This is a genomic window from Desulfosediminicola ganghwensis (genome assembly GCF_005116675.2).
Taxonomy (GTDB): Bacteria; Desulfobacterota; Desulfobulbia; order Desulfobulbales; family Desulfocapsaceae; genus Desulfopila; species Desulfopila ganghwensis.
Genome location: NZ_CP050699.1, coordinates 1,890,425 through 1,908,140, shown reverse-complemented (window position 1 = coordinate 1,908,140; position 17,716 = coordinate 1,890,425). Strand labels below are relative to the sequence as shown.

12 protein-coding genes are annotated in these 17,716 nt (G+C 49.0%); 5 read left to right on the top strand and 7 right to left on the bottom strand.

The genetic code is table 11. The features are described 5' to 3' along the window. Positions 1 to 3: 3 nt before the first annotated feature. From FCL45_RS08050 to FCL45_RS08040, 3 genes are all read left to right on the top strand, one after another. The gene (locus FCL45_RS08050; RefSeq protein ID WP_136799975.1) at positions 4 to 1,887 is read left to right on the top strand and encodes an alginate O-acetyltransferase AlgX-related protein; all 1,884 of its coding nucleotides are present in this window, start codon (positions 4 to 6) and stop codon (positions 1,885 to 1,887) included. A 130-nt stretch (positions 1,888 to 2,017) separates the two neighbouring features. After that, positions 2,018 to 3,910, top strand: coding sequence for a DUF294 nucleotidyltransferase-like domain-containing protein (locus FCL45_RS08045; protein WP_136799976.1), 1,893 nt, complete (start codon positions 2,018 to 2,020; stop codon positions 3,908 to 3,910). Positions 3,911 to 3,921: 11 nt separating this feature from the next. Further along, positions 3,922 to 4,647, top strand: a complete 726-nt coding sequence (locus tag FCL45_RS08040) for a 3'-5' exonuclease (RefSeq protein ID WP_136799977.1) — start codon at positions 3,922 to 3,924, stop codon at positions 4,645 to 4,647. 490 nt (positions 4,648 to 5,137) lie between these two features. Here FCL45_RS08040 and FCL45_RS08035 read toward each other — a convergent pair whose 3' ends face one another. From FCL45_RS08035 to FCL45_RS08010, 6 genes are all read right to left on the bottom strand, one after another. Then, positions 5,138 to 6,709, bottom strand: coding sequence for a BCCT family transporter (locus tag FCL45_RS08035; protein WP_136797232.1), 1,572 nt, complete (start codon positions 6,707 to 6,709; stop codon positions 5,138 to 5,140). Further along, the gene (locus tag FCL45_RS08030) at positions 6,678 to 6,839 is read right to left on the bottom strand and encodes a hypothetical protein (protein WP_153305547.1); all 162 of its coding nucleotides are present in this window, start codon (positions 6,837 to 6,839) and stop codon (positions 6,678 to 6,680) included. The genes FCL45_RS08035 and FCL45_RS08030 overlap by 32 nt, the downstream gene beginning before the upstream one ends. A gap of 307 nt (positions 6,840 to 7,146) precedes the next feature. Continuing rightward, on the bottom strand, positions 7,147 to 9,597 hold the full coding sequence (locus tag FCL45_RS08025) for a bifunctional aconitate hydratase 2/2-methylisocitrate dehydratase (protein ID WP_136797234.1): 2,451 nt from the start codon (positions 9,595 to 9,597) through the stop codon (positions 7,147 to 7,149). A gap of 193 nt (positions 9,598 to 9,790) precedes the next feature. Further along, positions 9,791 to 11,005 carry an NADP-dependent isocitrate dehydrogenase gene (locus tag FCL45_RS08020; protein WP_136797236.1) on the bottom strand — a complete coding sequence of 405 codons (1,215 nt, stop codon included), beginning with the start codon at positions 11,003 to 11,005 and terminating at the stop codon, positions 9,791 to 9,793. Between the two features lie 581 nt (positions 11,006 to 11,586). Then, on the bottom strand, positions 11,587 to 12,249 hold the full coding sequence (locus FCL45_RS08015; protein ID WP_136797237.1) for a metal-dependent transcriptional regulator: 663 nt from the start codon (positions 12,247 to 12,249) through the stop codon (positions 11,587 to 11,589). A gap of 32 nt (positions 12,250 to 12,281) precedes the next feature. Further along, positions 12,282 to 14,267, bottom strand: a complete 1,986-nt coding sequence (locus tag FCL45_RS08010) for a ferrous iron transporter B (RefSeq protein ID WP_136797239.1) — start codon at positions 14,265 to 14,267, stop codon at positions 12,282 to 12,284. A 448-nt stretch (positions 14,268 to 14,715) separates the two neighbouring features. On the opposite strand from FCL45_RS08010, the gene galU reads away from it, so the two are divergent. Then, the gene (gene galU / locus FCL45_RS08005; RefSeq protein ID WP_136797241.1) at positions 14,716 to 15,576 is read left to right on the top strand and encodes a UTP--glucose-1-phosphate uridylyltransferase GalU; all 861 of its coding nucleotides are present in this window, start codon (positions 14,716 to 14,718) and stop codon (positions 15,574 to 15,576) included. A 305-nt stretch (positions 15,577 to 15,881) separates the two neighbouring features. On the opposite strand, the gene FCL45_RS08000 is transcribed toward galU, so the two are convergent. Beyond that, complete coding sequence (locus FCL45_RS08000) at positions 15,882 to 16,685, bottom strand: J domain-containing protein (RefSeq protein WP_136797243.1); 804 nt, start codon at positions 16,683 to 16,685, stop codon at positions 15,882 to 15,884. A gap of 430 nt (positions 16,686 to 17,115) precedes the next feature. On the opposite strand from FCL45_RS08000, the gene FCL45_RS07995 reads away from it, so the two are divergent. Then, positions 17,116 to 17,517, top strand: coding sequence for a hypothetical protein (locus FCL45_RS07995; RefSeq protein WP_136797245.1), 402 nt, complete (start codon positions 17,116 to 17,118; stop codon positions 17,515 to 17,517). Positions 17,518 to 17,716: the final 199 nt, after the last annotated feature.

The following is a 17,716-nucleotide window of genomic DNA, read 5'->3' as shown; positions in this document are numbered from 1 at the left end:
ATTATGAAAAAGCACACCAGATCATCACCCGAAGTATTGAAACGAGTAATCGGCCTTGCCCTGCTGATCACGGCCTTCTGCCTGATCGGTATCCACTCGAAACTCAGGTCCGATTTTGCTGACTCAGACTGGCAGTCAATTGTTACCAGGGTAGGGATTATTCTCGTTGTCTCGACTATCGTTGCATTCAGGCTAAAATCCCTGTTCGACCAGCAACATGGTAAACCTTATGCTCCACAAAGTTACGGCAGATTTTTTGTATCTCTGCTCTTCTTCTCGGTACTCTTCTTCCCACTGATATCACAAACTTCCCATCTCCAGAAAGGTGCTTTCGACATTACAAAAGCGATCTTCTATTCCTGCAACAAAGATCTCCCAACTACTGTCGGCACTGTTCTCAAAGAATTTCCTGACAGATATAAAGACTACATCTCTAATGATTCACAGTTGAACAACCTGCTTATTCACCTCAACTCCTATGTGAAAATTTATGGCCTTGGTGTCTCGCCAAATGACATGATCGCTCTCGGCAAAAACGGTTTTTACTTCGAAGGATCAGCAGAAAGGAAGGTTGAACGAAACATCCGGGAGCATTTCGACAATATTGCTGATTATATGGGCCAAATACCTTTTACAGAGGCTGATCTGCGCCAATGGAAGCGTATTCTTGAAGAGCGTAAATACTGGTTGAAGGAAAGAGGAGTTGACTACGCCTTTGTCCTTGCCCCATCGAAAGCCCTGGTGTATCAGGAGTACCTGCCCACTCCGTTACAGATGACTGACAGCAAGCGTAACAGGTATATGCAACTCTCAGCATATTTGCAGGAATACGCCGATATTCACTTTATAGATACCCTGCCACCTCTCCTTGAGGCCAAACGGGAAAGAAAATATCCGCTGCTCTATTACAAAACAGACTGGCACTGGAACTACTATGGCGCATTCATTGCCTACCAGACCATCATCGGTGAACTGAGAGACATGCTGCCCCACCACGAACTTACCTCCCCCGACCTCTCTGATTTTGAACTATCGGTGAGAAAAGGATGGGCCCACAGAAAATTCATGGACCTGCTTGGGCTTCCCGTTCAGCTCCACAAAAATGAGCATTACGTAGTCATGAAACCCAAAAAGGGCGGTTCATATGACGATGCAAAGCATATTCCCAGGGATGGTATCAAGGATGTTTACCCCCAAAAATATACCTTGAAAGCGGATGATGGGGATACCATGCAGATACGACTTGTTCAAAACCCGAACGCACCGATAGATTCAATCCTGATACTGGGTGATTCTTTTCTTGAAATGTGCGTTCTCTATTTCAGCGGCAACGCGAAGCGTGTCTTGAACTATCGAACAATTATTAATTTCCCAGCTTATATTTTCAAATTTGAACAGCCCGATATAGTTGTTCAGGGATTGTTGAACATGTACCTGCTCAGGCCGCCACCAGAGAATCCTGCTGAGTTTCAGAAAAGTTACATGAGAGGTAAGTTTTACGAAAATGGCAACAACGTAGTGACACGCAGAAGCGGTGAAGATTTCAGGGTTCACTTCAGGAACAGACAGCGTTTTTATGAGATCCTTTTCTCCCATGCAAACCGAGTTGGTCCCCAGGAAGTTCAGATAGCCAAAGTCGGGATCGAGACCCAACAGAAAGGACAGGTTCAATTTCAATTTTTCGATCAGGATAGCAGTGTTATCAAAACCATGTTGCTCAAAGTGGATAGAGGCCACAACGACCTTTATTTAGAGCTTCCCACTGGCATTATCAGCAAGCTCAGCTGCACCGAGTATGGTTCAGCAGCCAGTATAATACCCAGAAATTTCGAGTTACGCAGCGACCTGCCGATACGGGGTATAGCGCAACATCGCCTGATACCCTAAGGGCTGAGCCAATTTGCTGTACAACAAGACCTTTATTCTGGTACTCTTTCCTCCTTTTAGTGCATAGAGTATTTTTATTGTTTGTTGTCTTTACAGGTTCCCTTCAGCCCATTTCGCACCCGAATCCAATATGCAGGCAGAATTACGAGAAATACGGGATTTTCTATCCCTACACCGACCCTTCAAAACACTTTCGGATGAGCTGCTGACCAAAGCCTCACAAGGCATCGAAATATCTTATTTTCGCTCTGGGGCAATGATTCACAGCTATGGCGATCCGATATACGATCTGCATATCATTCGCAGTGGCGCGGTGGAGGTATACCGACGAAACGGCGCACTCTACAACCGGCTCGATGACGGAGACATTTTCGGCCAGATGGGCTTATTAATGAACAATAAAGTTCGTTTTCCCGCCAAAGCGATCGAGGACTCCCTCATTTACTGCCTGCCGGAAGATGTTTTCAATGAACTTTGCCAGCTGGACGAAGGTTTTTCGGATTTTGTTGAAACAGAAGATACAGCCCGCCTCCACCAGGCACTCTCCACCCGGGTGGATGCCAATGACCTCACAACCTCCAAAGTCAAATCCCTCCTCTACCGTGAACCTTTGATGCTCACCAAGGATGAGACCATCCAGACAGCCGCCCGGACCATGACTGAGGAGAATGTTACCGCAGTGCTGATTACTGATCCTGAATCTGCCGCAGCTACAGAAGACGATGAGGATCAGGCCCACTTTGTCGGTATTCTCACCGACCGCGATCTCTGCACCAAGGTGCTGGCCAATGGCCTCTCCTTTGATATCCCTGTCAGCGAGGTGATGTCCACGGAGCTGATCTCACTTGATAACAATGCCTACGTTTATGAGGCAATGCTCTTGATGCTCAGGAATAATGTCGCACATCTTCCTGTATTGAAAAAGAAATATCCAGTAGGTATACTTGAGATGGCTGATATCGTGCGCTACGAATCGCAAAACAGCCTACTGCTGGTAAGCAGTATTTTTCAGCAGTCCACCTGCGAGGAGTTAATCACACTCGGCAACGATGTTCGCGACTGTTTTGTACGCATGGTCAACGAAGATGCCAACTCACATATGATCGGCAGTGCCATGTCTGTTATCGGACGCAGTTTCATTCAGAGACTGGCTGAACTCGCAGAAGAACAATATGGTCCCCCACCGGTTCCCTACTGCTTCATCACCCTGGGTTCCATGGCACGGGACGAACAACTGATTGTAACAGATCAGGATAATGCCTTGATCCTTGATGAAAGCTACGATGCTGCCGAACATGACGAATACTTTGCCAACTTCAGCAAATTCATCTGTGACGGGCTTGATGCATGTGGATACGCCAATTGTGAAGGTGGCATTATGGCAACTAATCCTGAATGGCGTAAAACCAGGAGAGAATGGGAGGAATGCTTTGCTGACTGGATCGACAACCCCAAACCACGGGCGCTCCTCAACAGCTGTATTTTTTTCGACCTTGATGGAGTTCATGGCCGGATCAAATGGGCCGAACAACTCAACAGTTTTATCAACCGCAGGGCACGTCGTAACATCCGCTTCCTCGCCTGTCTCGCCAGAAATGCTCTGAACCGCACGCCGCCACTGGGCTTTTTCAAAAACTTTGTCATGGAAAAGGACGGACGTCACCGCAATTCCCTCAATCTTAAAAGAAGAGGTACCGCTCCGCTTGCCGATATCATCAGGGTGCATGCCCTTGCTGTCGGTTCCCGCTCCCAGAACTCTTTTGAACGCTTAGACGATATCATTGAAGCCGGCATTCTTCCCCAGGGACGAGGACCCGACCTGCGTGATGCCATGGAGTTTATCTCTCTGGTTCGTATCAGGCACCAGGCTAAAGATGTAGAAGAAAACGTCGAGCCGGATAACAACGTAGAACCGGAGAATATGTCTGAATTTGAGCGGCGCCACCTCAAAGAAGCCTTTCAGATACTGAGCAATGCCCAGAATTTCCTGAAATACCGCTACCAGGCCAATCAATTCGCCTGATCCCTGGACAAATGATGTTTCCTCTTCGAAAATCTCAACGTTCTCAACTCAGCTGGTCTAAAATCATCAGCAATCGTCTCGATATTGCACGAGATGATCGCCTTCGCGCTTTTTACCAGCTCAGCATAATCGATCCTGATATCCCTCTTAGCCAGGTCACCTTTGTTGCCCTCGACTTCGAAACAACAGGCCTCAATCCCAAAAAACACGATATCGTCAGCATTGGGCTGATCCCGTTTACTCTCAGGCGCATCTTCTGCCGCAATGCGGGATATTGGTTGGTTCAACCACGTAAACCACTGGGGGAAGAATCGGTTGTTATCCATGGGATAACCCACTCGGATATAGACGAAGCCCCGGATCTTAAACGCATACTCGATGATGTGCTGGAGGCGATGGCAGGTAAGATAACCATTGCCCACTTTCACCGTATTGAACGCGAATTTTTCGATAACGCGCTTAAAGCCAGAATCGGCGAGGGAATCCGTTTTCCTATAATCGACACCATGGAGATTGAGGCAAAAATCCAGGAAAGGGAAAATGGCGGCATTCTCAATCGCCTGCGAGGCCGACATCCACTCTCAATCCGCCTGGCTGAGAGCCGCAACCGCTACGGTCTGCCCCCCTACCAGATGCACCATGCCCTGAGTGACGCCATGGCGACCGCCGAGCTTTTTCAGGCACAGATAGCCTATCATTATTCGCCGGAGACGAGGTTGGGGGAGTTGTGGGTGTGAACTAACGTGGGACGTGGGACGTGGGACGTGGGACGTGGGACGTGGGACGTGGGACGTGGGACGTGGGACGTGGGACGTGGGACGTGGGACGTGGGACGTGGGACGTATAAAGATGATTGAGTGCAGATTTCCTGTCAATAAAAATCGACCAAAAAAATGTACTTTTCCCTTTTTTTATAAGCATTTAAGCCATAAAGCAAAAGGCCGATCCAAGAGCATCGGCCTTCCACCTACCTGCAGTTCACGTCCAACTTCAAACTTCCAACTTCAACCCTGCTGTTACACCCGCAGTTCACGTCCAACATCCAACTTCCAACGTCCATCCTGCTGTTACACCCGCAGTTCACGTCCAACATCCAACTTCCAACGTCCACCCTGCTATTACACCCGCAGTTCACGTCCAACGTCCAACTTCCAACGTCCATCCTACTGTTACACCTGCAGTTCACGTCCAACGTCCAACTTCCAACGTCCATCCTGCTGTTACGTCCTACTGTTTCTCAGTCCTCAAGCCCAGCAACAAACTCACACACATTGCCAGAAGGACCACAGTAAACGGCAGAGCGGTGGAAATTGCTCCGGCCTGCAGGGCCTGGATCGCCTCAGTGCCACCGATGTAAAGCAGGGCTGCGGCAATCGCACCCTCGATGGTCGCCCAGAACACACGCTGGGGAACCGGAGCGTCCAGCTTTCCACCCGCAGTAATTGAATCAATGACCAACGAGCCGGAATCTGAAGAGGTGATGAAAAATACCAGGACCAATATGACCGCGATCACAGAGAGCACAGTTGCAAAGGGAAGCGCCTCAAACATCTGAAACATCGCCAGCGGCACTTCAGTCAGCCCTTTCTCTCCCAACACACCAACTTTCTTGGTTACCTGATCAATAGCAAGGCCGCCAAACACGGACATCCAGACCACGGTAACCAGGGTGGGAACGATCAGTACCGCAGTGATAAACTGCCTGATGGTACGACCTTTGGAAACCCTGGCGATAAACATACCAACAAAAGGGGACCACGAAATCCACCATGCCCAATAAAACACAGTCCAACCCTGGAACCATGCCTCATCCTCACGTCCGTGGGGATTGGAAAGCGGAATAAAGTTCTCGACGTAGGCACCGATGGTTGTGGGAATAGTACCCATTGCAACGGCAATACCGAGAAAACCAACAAAAATGAGCAGGGCAAAAGCCACAACCATGTTGATATTACTGAGCACCTTTACGCCGCGCTCAATACCGCGCACAACAGAAAGAACAGCCAGTGCCGTAACGCCTGCAATCACGCCAATCTGAAGACCGACACCGCCGTTTAGACCAAAAACATGATTTATACCGCTCGCTGCCTGCTGGGCGCCAAGTCCCAATGACGTTGCCAGACCAAACAGCGTTGCGAGAACTGCGAGGATATCGACAATGTGACCAGCCCAGCCCCAGGCACGATCACCAAGAATCGGATAAAATATGGAACGGATAGAAAGCGGCAGCCCCTTGTTGTACGCAAAAAATGCCAGTGAAAGCGCTACTACACCATACATAGCCCAGGGATGTAATCCCCAGTGATACATTGTTGCGCCCATGGCCATTCGCGCTGCTTCCGGAGTATTGGGAGTAACGCCCAGCGGGGTTTCATACCAACCGGTATAGTAGGCCACCGGTTCCGCCACACTCCAGAACATCAACCCGATACCCATACCTGCTGCAAAAAGCATTGCCAGCCAGCTGAGCATCGAGTGCTCCGCAACTGCATCTTTGCCTCCCAACCGAATCTTACCGTATGGCGAAACGATCAGGGCCAGGCAAAACAGCACCATGATGTTGCCAGTCCAGATAAAAAGTGAATCGAAAGCACCAATGATATTCCATTTTAAGCCGTCAAGCATGGCTTTGGCTGAATGTGCATCCGATAGCAGGGTCGCCAAAAGAAACAGACCGATCAGCCCGGCGCTTGTACCAAATACAGGGTTATGGACGTCAAATCCCCATTTCTGGATATTATCCTGTCCCACCGTGTAATCGGTATTATCAATGCTGTACTTGTCTGGGTTGTTCTTCATTAAAATCCTCTTTTTTGGGCAAGCTCCCGTTACTGTCAATCATCTGCCCTAAAATAGCCACACCCTGAAGCAGCACTGCCACATCATCATGCACATAACTTTTAAAGCCCGTTCCAACCAACGATTTCATCAGCCTGCCAATTCATCTTCTATTAAGAAATACCGGATGAACATAACAACTCACCTGCAAACCACAATCAAATTTCGCTGAAACGATTCATCAGCATTATTTATACAATCTCGAAATACAGACGTGTCGGGCGATAGCTGGAAATGGCTGAGCAAAGGACGTAACTCACCACACTCACAACTGATCTACACTGATAATTCAAGATAATCACACTTGAATTCAACCGGGCACCACCATCACGAAATGGCGGAGAAAGAATGCCGGTGGTCAAGAACCCCTCTTAACCACCGGCCAGGTATTGCGAAACTTATTCTTTAACAAACTCTATGTACTCTTCGGCCGTTGGCAACTGGCCATAGAGAGCCGCATAAACAGTCAGTTCGGTAGAGCCAAGGAAAACCTTAGTATTATCGCCAAGGCGGTTGTCGAAATTGCGGGTGGAGGTAGACATTACCGTCACACCCGGTCGCACTCTGGCCTGGTTGCCCATACAGAGACTGCAGCCAGGTATTTCCACCCTGGCGCCAACCTGGGAAAAATTGCTCAGGCTGCCTTCTGCCAGCAGGGTATCCCTGGCCATACGGGTTGGCGGTGCAACCCAGAGCTGCCCTTTCGAGTACTCCTTACCTGCCACCAGCCTGGAGGCGGTTCGCAAATGACCGATATGCACCATGCAGGAGCCGATAAACGCTTCATCTATAACAGTACCCGCAACTTCACTCAGTGGTCGTACGTCGTCGGGATCATTTGGACAAGCCAGTAAAGGTTCCTTCAACTCATTGAGATCGATCTCGATCACAGTGAGATACTCAGCAGTCGCATCCGCTTCGAGTAGAGACGGGTCAGCAAGCCAGCCTTCAAGTGTGGCGATGCGCCTTTCGATGCACTCTTTATCAGAGTAACCATCTGCCACCATTGATTTCAGCAGCGCGACATTCCCGCGTACATTTTCTATCACAGCTTCCAAGGGTAATTTCAGGGTAGCTGCCGCGGCGCTACGTTCTGCAGAAGCATCGCTCAACTCGAATGCCTCTTCAACGCTCAGATCTTCAATACCCTCTATTTCCAGGACAGTGCCGGCGAAGATGTTCTTTTTGCCTTTCTTGTCCACAGTCAACAAGCCCTTTTTAATCGCCTGGTACGGGATGGCGTTAACCATATCGCGTACGGTGATTCCCGGCTGTCGCTGCCCCTTAAACCGGACCAGTACCGACTGCGGCATCTCCAGTGGCATAAAACCCAACGCTCCGGCAAATGCAACAAGACCGGAACCTGCCGGAAAGGAAATACCCAGAGGAAAACGGGTATGGGAGTCGCCACCGGTGCCAACGGTATCAGGCACAAGCATTCTGTTCAGCCAGGAATGGATGACTCCATCTCCGGGTTTCAACACAACTCCGCCGCAACTCTCGGTGGTTTCTTTCATAATCTGCCAACGCACCGGGTCCGAAGCCTTGGGATATGCGGCTGTATGGCAAAATGACTGCATAAAGAGATCAGCTTTGAAACGGAGACAAGCCAGCTCAGCGATCTCCTGCATAGTCATCGGCCCGGTTGTATCCTGGGAGCCAACCGTAGTGATCTTCGGCTCACAGACTGTACCGGGCAACACACCTTCTAAGCCACAGGCACGCCCGACCATCTTCTGGGCCAGAGTGTAGCCCTGGTCTGCTGCAGGCTTAGGGTTATCCACCTTCCTGAATTCAGGATACTCAATCCCCAGTGCATCACAGGCTGCCCGGGTCAGGTTGCGACCGATAATCAGGTTCAGCCTCCCCCCGGCACGATATTCATCAAGCAAAGTCGCCGGAGGTGGCACCAGTTCAACTGACTCACCATTTTCACGCGTCATTGTCCAGGTTTTCAGGTTCAATGTGACCTGCTCACCGATGGCAAGAGAACTCACATCCGCCTGGATAGGCAAAACTCCCGCATCTCTGGCGGTCGCATAAAAAATCGGTGCAATGATGGAGCCAACAACCACGCCGCCACAGCGCTTATTGGGCACTCCCGGAATATCTTCGCCCACATGCCAGACCAGTGAGTTGATGGCAGATTTTCTGGAAGAACCTGTGCCCACCACATCACCTGCAAAACCGATAGATTTTCCGGCTTTACGAAAATTACGGATTGCCTCCACGCCACCGGGAAAACGTTTGGTTCCAAAATGTGTGGCGTGCAGAGGTATGTCAGCACGGGACTGGGCCTGGTTGCCAGGAGAGAAATCATCGGTGTTGATCTCACCTTCCACCTTGTAAATGGTCAGTTCCACCGACGCAGGTATTTCCGGACTGTTATAAAACCATTCCGCCTTTGCCCATGACTCAAGCACCCCTCTGGCATGTTCATTGTCCACGGCCAGTTCCTTTACCCTGTCAAAGGCCTCATACACCTTGATCAGCTTCTTGAGACCCTCGGCTGCAGTGCCTGCGACCGCCTCGACACTCAGTAAACGTATCAGGGCTTCGACATTGTAGCCGCCACCCATACGGGATAGCTGGCCTATGGCAGAATCAGGGGTGAACCCCTCGACTTCCACTCTGCCTTCGGCAACCTTCAGTAACCACTCAGCTTTCACCTTTGCGGCTTTGCCCACACCGGGCTCCACGCGTTCACCCAGGAGTTCGACAAGCAGACCGGTCTTCTCCTCCTGTTCGAGCAGACATACCAGATCACGGGTCTGACCTGCTGTGAGGGGCAGCGGCGGCAAGCCCGCGGCCTGCCTCTCCTCGACATGTTTTTGATATTCAGCAAGCATTATTCAATCCTTATTCGCAAACATATTGATAAGATATGAGATTGCCTGTTATCACAAGACTCTCTGGCTGACAGCGCATCTCAATCCTTTACTCATATGGGATAATTGAGGGGAGAAATGATAAAAGACGACAACCGGGGCAGGTTCAATACGGCTTTTCCCGCCCCGGTTGCGTTATGATGGACTGATCCGATCAGGCAAGAGCTTTTTGCAGATTTTCGTCCAGCTTGGCCAAAAACTCTTCGGTGGTCAGAAAGGTCTGACCTTCACCTACCAGAAGTGCCAGGTCCTTGGTCATAAAACCCGATTCAACGGTCTCGACACAGACATTTTCCAGAGTTTCTGCAAACTTCACAACCTCTGGAGTCTCGTCAAATTTGCCACGATAGGCCAGGCCCCTGGTCCAGGCAAAGATAGAAGCTATAGGGTTGGTCGAGGTCTTGTTGCCCTTCTGGTGCTCGCGATAGTGGCGGGTTACGGTACCATGGGCCGCCTCTGCTTCAATGGTTTTGCCATCCTCGGTCATAAGCACCGAAGTCATCAGACCGAGTGAGCCGAAGCCCTGGGCAACGGTATCGGATTGTACATCGCCGTCGTAGTTCTTGCAGGCCCAGACAAAACCGCCATCCCACTTGAGTGCGGCGGCAACCATATCATCGATCAGACGATGCTCATAGGTAATGCCGGCCGCCTTGAATTTTTCTGTAAATTCATTCTCGTATACCTCCTGAAAGATGTCCTTGAAGCGGCCATCATATTTTTTCAGGATGGTATTTTTGGTGGAGAGATACACCGGCCAACCGAGATTCAACCCGTAATTCATGCATGATCGGGCAAAACCGCGAATCGACTCATCGAGGTTATACATACCCATTGCACAGCCACTAGCAGGAAAATCGAACACCTCGTATTCGATGGGCTCGCCACCGTCTGCAGGCTCGAATTTCATGGTCAGTTTCCCTGCTCCGGGTACCAGAAAATCCGTCGCACGGTACTGGTCACCGAATGCGTGACGGCCAATGACGATAGGTCTTTTCCAACCCGGCACCAGGCGGGGGATATTTTCACAGATGATCGGCTGACGAAAAACGGTGCCACCTATAATGTTGCGGATAGTACCGTTGGGGGATTTCCACATCTTCTTTAAACCAAACTCCTCGACACGGGCCTCGTCCGGGGTGATGGTGGCACACTTCACGCCCACACCAAACTCCTTGATGGCATTGGCCGCCTCGACAGTAACCTGGTCATCTGTCTGATCGCGATTTTCCATGGAAAGATCGTAATACTTCAGATCAATATCCAGATATGGCAGGATAAGTTTACTTTTAATAAACTCCCATATGATCCGGGTCATCTCATCACCATCGAGTTCAACGACCGGATTTTTCACCTTAATTTTCTGCATCTACGACCTCCATTTTCAGTTTCTTTAACACCGATATCTCTAAAATCGAACAACAAAAATGAGAGTATAAAACGACGAATGATCAAAAGATATCTACCGGTAGTAGACAGGATAGGTACACGAGACGATCTGCTGTTCAAATCATCTGCATAATCAGGGCGTGATTGTAACGTACACCCAGAGGAAGGAAGGGACTCAACCCCTATGTACAGACATCCGGGAAAACTCAACTGGCGATACCCGACCACGTTGGCAGGATGCTCCTGTCACCATCCGCTGCCGGGTCTCAGGCAACATCTGGACTGACCCGAGCTTTCAAGGGGAAAATTGCTGCCCAAAACATCTGAAGGCTTGCAAAAAGCTCATGGAAAATTCGGGTTAGAGGAGACATTATACCAAAAAAATCAAATCAGCCAAGAAATGGCGACGCTACATGAATTATTTTCCTGGCCACCCCCTTCCGAAGAAACCCGCTATTACAATATTGTAGCGCACTACAGTGCATTTTCACCATAGCGACAATGTAGTAGCACCACTCGCAATTCCATCAATCTGCGAGGATTGGCTCAGTACGACAGAAACTATTTCAGCAGGCAGCTTGTTTTCCAGACAAAGATATTTTTTGCAATTTCAGGGTCAAGCGCCAGTTCAGTGTTTTCAAACTTTACACAAAAGGCGGGCGATGTTCGATGCACAGTTACCGTCACCCCCGGGCTGAGACCGAATGAAAGTAATTGATGCAGGTTGGAGTGACTGCCGGGTTTTATATAGGTTATGCGTCCCTGTTCTCCCGGCGAAAGTTCAATTAAGCTGGTAACCGTGTTTTCAACCCTGGTGGAATTGTTTTTACAGCACACACCGGGAGGAATCGACTTACCGTCAGGACACACCTCAGGATGCCCTAAAAGAGTACAAATCGACTCTTCAACCTCCGCCTGCAGGGAATGCTCGAACTCACAGGCTATCTCGTGCATTTTATGCTTCTTTACTTTCAGAATGGAAGTAACCAGCACCTCGGCCAGGCGATGCCGCCTGATTATAACCTTACCGAGTTTTTCGCCCTCGTGGGTGAAATGCACCTCATCGCCATTCAACAACACCATTTTGTTTCGTTCTAACGCCTTAAGCTCAGACCCTGAGAACTGTATTGCACAGTTCTCACGTATAGCAGCGAGAGAACTCTGCTTCTTTTCCCTGGCGACCCATATCGCCTCTAAAATTTCCTCAAGTCGTTCATTGAGCATATCGTTTCACCGGTAAAAAGCAGGTTCTGCTTTCAGGTAAAGGTTACACCAAAGGTGAGACACAGATAATTCACAATACTTCCCAGCAGTATCGCATAAAGAAACACCGCAACATTTATCCCCATCCCGGTCTTTAATCCCCGCTCCTTGAACAGCACGATAAATGAGTTGATACAAGGAGCCACAAAGGTCATCACCAGAAGGTTCACCACCAGTTGCAGGTTGGTGTAGATCATATGCAGATGCTCCAGCTCCGCAGCACCGCTCTCACGGCGAATCATGGTCTTAATGAAAACCTGCACACTTTTTTCCGGCAACCCCATCAGGTGGTGGATCATGGGGCCTAAGGTATGTTCCAGTAACCGGAGTCCCCCCGCCCGCTCAAAAAGGAACACCGCCATGGAAGCAATGATAAATACCGGCAATGCCTCAAGCATGAAGAACCAGGTCTTGGCCAGAGCCATTTTGATTACGGCAAGTGGCTTCGGCAACCTCATGGGAGGGATTTCCAGAAACAACGGTGAGCGCTGGCCCGGCAGAAGTTTATTGAGCAGATAACCGGCAATCAGGATCTGGCTGCCAAGCACCCCGAAAACAGTCAAAGTCGCAGAAAATGGCATTTTGTCGAGAATAACAAGCATCACTGCAATAAGCGGTGCGCATGGCAGGCACAGATAGAGCAGAAAGGAAGCAATGATTTTCTCTTTTTCCGTATTCAGTACCCTGGTGGTCAAAAGCGCCATGGTCACACAGGAAAAGCCCATTACCAATGGAATGACACCCTTGCCGTTCAGGCCAAGCTTCTGGAAGATCTTGTCGAGCAATATGGAAATTCTCGGCAGATACCCAGAATCCTCCAACACTCCAAAAGCTATATAAAAACAGAATATTACCGGCAAAACCAAGCCCATGGCCAAAAAAACACCGGTGGGCAGAATACCGAAATCCGGGTCCATGATCATATCACGCAGGAACTCGTTGGAGAGCCGGTCCGTCACCTGCCCCACCGCAGGAAGAAGAATACCCTGAAAAAAAGTAACGTTGAGGGTATCTACAAGATAGGTAGCCCCAAATGCACCGATAAAGAAATACATAAGGGTGAGCACCAGCATGGCGATGGGAATCCCCGTGAGGTACGAGGTACACATATCACCAAAGGTCGCCAGACGTGAGTTACCTGAGACAGGTTCCCTTCGTTGCACGTCATCTGCCACATTACGGGCAAGACCATTATAATGATCAACAAGTATGTCACGATTATGGGTGGGGTTGTTTCTCCTGAAACGCTCGACAAGATGAAGAATCGAAGTCAATACCTCCTCACCTTTGAGCTCACGAACATATTTCCTGGCGTCCAGGTCATCATGGATCAATAGCAGTCCTATTGCCCTGGCTGAAACCCGGCTTTCGCCGAGCAGTTCGTCGATATCCGTCAGCAACTCATCCATGGCAGGAGTGTAGCTGATACCGAAGTTCGCAGGTCGCAATTGTGAAAATTTGCCAACCAGATCGCGAAGACCCATCCCTTCCGGGGCAATACTGGTAGTCACCTCGATTCCCAGTATCTCCGAGAGCTTTCTGGTATCTATTTCAATACCGCGCGAGACCGCCTCATCCATCATATTGATGTTGAGAATCATCGGCAGACCGAACTCGCTGTACTGCAGGGCAATCGCCAGAGATCTGGAGAGATTTTTAGCATCAGCAATCAACACAATGCCGTTTATCTCACCGGTATATTTACTGGAAAGCAGTATCTCACGTACTGCGCTCTCATCTTCATTGTCTGAGAAAATGGAGACGTTGCCCGGAGTATCATAGAGGCATCCCCGGGCTCCGCGTATGGGTGCACCCTGAATGGAAACCGTTGAACCAGGCAGATTGATCGATTTGACTTTCTTTGTTGAGAGCTTTGAAAAGATAACAGTCTTCCCGACATTCATATTCCCTATCAGGGCATAATTATATCTATCAGGTCTGTTCTCTGAGCCAACAACTGGTTGTGCAGCGTCTTTCATAAAAACTGATACAGATGAAAGTTGAATAGCCGTAATATGTTAAACATTGCTAAAAATTCTTCGTCATCATTAGCACATTTTCCAGGAAATGCAATTTGTCCTTAGCCTTCCCCGGTGACATTTGCACTTTTTTCCCACCATGTTCAACGAGAATCTGCTCAAATAAAGAAAATCTATAAGCAAGTTTGACATTTCAGGCACATACGGCAATGATAATAAGGAGCAGCCACTTTATCTGCCAGGAACAGATCGTCGTGCAAAATTAATGACTGATTAGATTTTCCCTAATAGGGAGAGGTACCTATTTACATCCGGCAGCAGGCTCTCTATACTGCCTTCTCTTTTCGGGAACAATTTTCAGAGCCCAAAAGAAGCTTATACATTCAAGACAGTTACACGACATTCATTGCGAATTCACGTATCAAAACAATAAAACACTGATCTGCCTATGAAAATTACAAAAGCGATATTCCCCGTTGCAGGACTTGGCACACGATTTCTCCCCGCCACCAAGGCTATGCCGAAAGAGATGCTGCCTGTGGTAGACAAACCCATCATCCAGTACGCTGTCGAAGAAGCTCTGGCCTCCGGTATTGAGCAATTGATCTTTGTAACCGGAGCCGGCAAGACTCCCCTTGAAAACCACTTCGATCGAAGCTATGAGCTGGAAGACACCTTGAGAAAACGCGGTAAAGATGATCTGCTGCAGACCATCGAATCACTGGTACCGCCTTCCGGCACCATCGTCTATACCAGGCAGAGTGAACCCCTCGGTCTCGGACATGCCATCTGGTGCGCGCGCCACATCGTTGGCGATGAACCTTTTGCTGTGCTGCTGGCGGATGACCTTATTCAAAGTGAAGTACCTGCACTCCACCAGATGATCAAGGAGTTTGACAGATTACGGGCCTCGATGGTGGCTGTCATAGAAGTACCCACAGAAGACACCTCCAAATACGGTATCTTAGAGGCGGAAGATGAGCATAATGGCACCGTTCGCGTCAAATCGATGGTCGAAAAACCTAATCCGGAAGACGCCCCTTCCAACCTGGCAGCGATCGGCCGCTATATTTTCACCCCGAGAATCTTCGATTTTCTCGGTGCCCATAAGAAAGGTGCGGGCGGAGAAATACAGCTCACCGACTCCATGGTAACCTTGCTTGAAGAACAACCCATTTTTGGCTATCGGTTCAAGGGCACGCGTTTTGATTGTGGTGACAAGGCAGGTTTTCAGATGGCAAATCTGGCCTTCGCCCTCGACCACCCGGAGTTAGGACCGACCATGAAAGAGTATATCAAAACCCTGTAGAGAGTTCTGTGCCTACATAGCAAAAAGCCCTGGTTGTGATTTCACAAACAGGGCTTTTCGAGTTTCGGCAGAGACTATTCTACCCCCGATTTCTGATCAGGGCAGGCAGGGTCAGGTTCGAAGTTTTCGGGAGTAAGCCACAGCAATCTATGCCTACTCTCGAAATACTGAAGAGGATGGCGCTAAAGGATTTGACCTTCGACAGACATTTTTTGCCAAATAATTCAGTATATTCAAAATATTGCTACACCTGCATATAAGATATTTCTTCTCTATTTCTATTTATTGCTCATGGGAAATCCGGGTTAACGTTCTGCCAGCTTCACAAACAAATCCCCCCTGCCCCCGGAATCGGCAAAACCTTTCCCTCTGATACGAAGTTTCTGGCCGGCTTTACTGCCGGCGGGCACCTTGATACGCAACTTCTCCTGACCATTCGGCCCCATCGTAATCATATCCAGAGTCTTGCCATCCCGTAATTCGGCGGAACTCAGGTTCACGGTATAGGTCATATCCAACTGCGGGGGATGATGCGAAACCTGCTCGGGCTCCTTCGCTTTCTGTTTAGAACCGCCAAGCAGAGAACCCACCGCATGGCCAATGGATCTCATAATGGACTTTTTCGTAGGCAGCTTTTTTTTCGCCTCCCGCATGATTGCAGGCCCCGCAATAGAGCCGATCATGAAAATTCCTCCGATAAACATCCCGCCCCGACCGCCAAAAAACGATTTATTGACGAATTGCTGGTTGGAACGAAAACCTTTGCGGGCAAACTCCTGCAAGAGACCATTGAACATCTGTTGAAAACGAGGGTCCTTGAACAGGTCGCGCAAGATATCTTCCTGGGAGTAATTGAAACCACCCGCCTGTCCGTTACCATTTGGAGAGAAAGTTCCGCCCATCTTACGGGCCATATCATACTGCTTGCGCTTAGCCGGGTCTGTCAACACCCCATAGGCCTCGGCTACTTCCTTAAACCGTTCTTCGGCACCCGGGTTGTTCGGATTGCGATCCGGGTGATATTGCATGGCCAGCTTCCGGTAACGTTTACGAATTTCATCGTCCGTAAACTCGGGTGTGACCTCAAGTATCTGGTAGTAATCTTTCATATCTTCAGTTAGTTGGGGACGACAGGAGAATCACCTGCCAGGCCGTAATTGTAAAACTCAGCCTCGTATAATATGCCCTTCACTCTATTTTGTATAGCAAAAGCGTACACCAGATACGGTGGCGACACGCTTCGACAAAATTCCTTTGACAACCGGGCCACCAATTATTCTTATTATAAAAATGCTCAACCCAGTTTTTTTTATTTATTGTACACCATCGTTTGGCAACAAACGCACCAGGAGCCTGGCGGACTATTGCGATTTTCACTCAAATCGAGGCATCGAAGGAAAAATAGGCGGAGCCATATGATTGATATCGAAGTCTCACTTCATTCGCTTATCTGCGAGCATTATTTTTCTTTCGATAACGATTAGTTGGTTGAAAAGGGCCTAGTCCGACAGACTCCTAGCACGAATTAAAGGTAATATTATGACTCCTTATGATGAAGCACATCTTTTTATCGCCGCCACCCGTATCCTTGCCCACCAGAAACGATGTGCCCCGGCAATTGAGGATATCTGCGAACTGATTGGTATCTCGGTTGAAGCCGGTCATTCTCTGTGCAGAAAACTTGAACAAAAGGGCATTGTTGAGCTTTTTGAAGATCCTTTCACTGTTAAAGTGTCTGTGGCGAATCATCTGGAAATTGAAAATCTCCCTAAAAAAGAAGCCGGCAATACACTGGCGGCAGAGCTTGATCAATTCATGTCTAAGAAAAAGGATATGGATAAAAAGGTTGAAACCATTCAGGCCGAGCTGGATGCAAAGAAGAAGAAAATGTTCAGTGAGTTGGAAAAACAGTTCAAAAAGAATACGGGCGATGTCTCATAACCAGACTTGACCGTCAAGAGTAAGAGTCAAGCCTTTCCCCTCGACGTCAACACCTCGAACTATTCGTTGCCACCTTTTGTCTCACCATTCCTGATCTCACTGCCCTCACTCCGCTACTTTCTTTGGCCACAGTATTGCTTGCAGGTGTGCAAACCGTTTTCCCACCAACCCACCACGCTGAGTGGCAACATCAGTGGCC

What these genes read in the sequence shown, in the direction of transcription:
- FCL45_RS08020 (WP_136797236.1), bottom strand. Translation starts at nt 11,005, where the DNA reads ATGCAGAAAATTAAGGTGAAAAATCCGGTCGTTGAACTCGATGGTGAT.
- FCL45_RS08040 (WP_136799977.1), top strand. Translation starts at nt 3,922, where the DNA reads ATGATGTTTCCTCTTCGAAAATCTCAACGTTCTCAACTCAGCTGGTCT.
- FCL45_RS08000 (WP_136797243.1), bottom strand. Translation starts at nt 16,685, where the DNA reads ATGAAAGATTACTACCAGATACTTGAGGTCACACCCGAGTTTACGGAC.
- FCL45_RS08045 (WP_136799976.1), top strand. Translation starts at nt 2,018, where the DNA reads ATGCAGGCAGAATTACGAGAAATACGGGATTTTCTATCCCTACACCGA.
- FCL45_RS08015 (WP_136797237.1), bottom strand. Translation starts at nt 12,249, where the DNA reads ATGCTCAATGAACGACTTGAGGAAATTTTAGAGGCGATATGGGTCGCC.
- FCL45_RS08010 (WP_136797239.1), bottom strand. Translation starts at nt 14,267, where the DNA reads ATGAAAGACGCTGCACAACCAGTTGTTGGCTCAGAGAACAGACCTGAT.
- FCL45_RS08025 (WP_136797234.1), bottom strand. Translation starts at nt 9,597, where the DNA reads ATGCTTGCTGAATATCAAAAACATGTCGAGGAGAGGCAGGCCGCGGGC.
- FCL45_RS08035 (WP_136797232.1), bottom strand. Translation starts at nt 6,709, where the DNA reads ATGAAGAACAACCCAGACAAGTACAGCATTGATAATACCGATTACACG.
- galU (WP_136797241.1), top strand. Translation starts at nt 14,716, where the DNA reads ATGAAAATTACAAAAGCGATATTCCCCGTTGCAGGACTTGGCACACGA.
- FCL45_RS08050 (WP_136799975.1), top strand. Translation starts at nt 4, where the DNA reads ATGAAAAAGCACACCAGATCATCACCCGAAGTATTGAAACGAGTAATC.
- FCL45_RS08030 (WP_153305547.1), bottom strand. Translation starts at nt 6,839, where the DNA reads ATGAAATCGTTGGTTGGAACGGGCTTTAAAAGTTATGTGCATGATGAT.
- FCL45_RS07995 (WP_136797245.1), top strand. Translation starts at nt 17,116, where the DNA reads ATGACTCCTTATGATGAAGCACATCTTTTTATCGCCGCCACCCGTATC.